This window comes from Bartonella sp. PS17NMGDW (genome assembly GCF_042193555.1).
Taxonomy (GTDB): Bacteria; Pseudomonadota; Alphaproteobacteria; order Rhizobiales; family Rhizobiaceae; genus Bartonella; species Bartonella grahamii.
This window is the reverse complement of sequence record NZ_JBHILY010000042.1, coordinates 1-1,661: the sequence shown is the minus strand read 5'-3', so window position 1 is coordinate 1,661 and position 1,661 is coordinate 1. Positions and strand designations below refer to the sequence as shown.

4 protein-coding genes are annotated in these 1,661 nt (G+C 43.1%); all 4 read left to right on the top strand.

Annotated features, from left to right (window positions below; genetic code table 11):
* Positions 1 to 153, top strand: a 153-nt coding sequence (locus tag ACFIJK_RS08900; RefSeq protein WP_375627542.1) for a phage major tail tube protein, incomplete at its 5' end; no start/stop codon positions are given.
* A gap of 2 nt (positions 154 to 155) precedes the next feature.
* Positions 156 to 443, top strand: a complete 288-nt coding sequence (locus tag ACFIJK_RS08895) for a phage tail assembly protein (RefSeq protein ID WP_375626896.1) — start codon at positions 156 to 158, stop codon at positions 441 to 443.
* 38 nt (positions 444 to 481) lie between these two features.
* Positions 482 to 553, top strand: a complete 72-nt coding sequence (locus ACFIJK_RS08890) for a GpE family phage tail protein (RefSeq protein WP_081429755.1) — start codon at positions 482 to 484, stop codon at positions 551 to 553.
* Positions 550 to 1,661 (top strand): phage tail tape measure protein (locus ACFIJK_RS08885; RefSeq protein ID WP_375627540.1); only part of this gene is annotated, 1,112 nt, incomplete at its 3' end. The genes ACFIJK_RS08890 and ACFIJK_RS08885, both read left to right, overlap by 4 nt.

The following is a 1,661-nucleotide window of genomic DNA, read 5'->3' as shown; positions in this document are numbered from 1 at the left end:
AGCAAAGCAACATCCACAACTACCTTCACATTGCAGTATTTCAAATATGTCCAGAAGGACGTTGAAATCGTTGAGATAGACGCCCTCAACATGGTGAGGAGATTCAATGGCGTCAATCAACTCGCAGATCATAGAGAAAACTTAGGATTATAAAAATGACAGTACAAACAAGCATTACACATAAATTACTTGTACCGATTACCTTTGAAGGAAAAGAACATACCGAAATCACCTTACGGCGCCCGAAATATAAAGACTTAAAAGCGACCTTTAAGGAAGACGATGCTGATCAGTTAGAATTCATTACTTCACGCCTTTCTGGCTGGCCCATAGATGCCGTTGAGGAAATTGATCCTTATGACATGGAAGATATTCGTGAGATTATAGATTTTTTTTCAAGTCGGCGGGCTTCCAAGACTGCGAAACTGCCGCGAAACTCATAGCCGATATTGCCATTGTTTTTCATTGGCCACTTTCAGACATGATGGAAATGGAACTGGAAGAATTGGTCTTTTGGCGAAATCAAGCAGCAGAAAGGTATAAGACAAAATGAGTGAAAAAGTTGCTGATGCAAAGGTGAGATTATCTCTTGAAGACAAACTCACCGCACCTCTTAAACATCTTCAAAAAAAATTCGATACATTGTCAAAAACACTCTCACATAGTTTGGGTATTCCGCGCTTTTCTGCTGCTGTCAAAAACATGACAAAAAGCCTTCATGGCGTTCAAAGTGCTCTTGGAGTGGCGGCAAGCCGTGCTTCGGTCTTTACTGGTGCTTTAGGGCTTGCTGGTGGTGGACTTGTGGCAAGTGTAACCGCCCTCACCATGAAAACCATGCATCTGGGAGATAGTCTTCACCACGCATCACACCATTTAAATATGAGTGTTGCATCACTTCAATTATGGGGTGATGCAGCCGATAATTCAGGCACTTCTGCCGAACTTTTTCAACAATCCTTAGCGGTTTTAAATAGGCGTTCAGCACAAGCCTATGCTGGACAAAAAAGAGGCATGATGGGCTTTGAAGCACTTGGCATTTCTGTCAAAAACACTTCTGGAAAACTCAAATCCACTTCTGTCTTGTTAGAAGAAATTACCGACAAGATGAGTAAGATGAAAAATCAAGCACAAAGACAGCATATTGCCGCTCTGCTGTTTGGGGGCGATGGTAAAGAAATGGCGACCATGCTTGCACAAGGCATGGCACCCATTAAAGAGCTGTTTGCAAAGGCGCGAAAAGGAAAATGGCTGATAGGTGCCGATGTTGCACGCTATGCAGCAGATTTGAGTGACAAAATGGGAGCCTTTAAGAAAAAAATAGGCGGTATCGCGAGCTTTATTGGCGCGCGTTTCATGCCCGTGATCAATGACATGATTGACGGTTTTTCTCGCCTGATTGATGAAAACCGCGACCTCATTCAAACAACCGTTGCGAGCTGGGCAAAAACCTTAAAAAAAGTCTTTAATGATTTGCTTAATCCTACCTCTGATTTAAGAAAAGGTATCAGTGATCTCACAGAGAGGATTAAAGGCTGGTTCCAATGGCTAGAACCTCTGATTGGTGAAATAACCCTCTTTAAGGTAGGACTTGTGGCACTTGGTTCGTTCATTTTTGGTCCACTCATTGCCGCATTAGCCGCAGCGGGAGCAGCGTTTGTCAC

Bases quoted from the DNA above. Each gene is read 5' to 3' on its own strand.
- ACFIJK_RS08895 (WP_375626896.1), top strand. From the start codon at position 156: ATGACAGTACAAACAAGCATTACACATAAATTACTTGTACCGATTACC.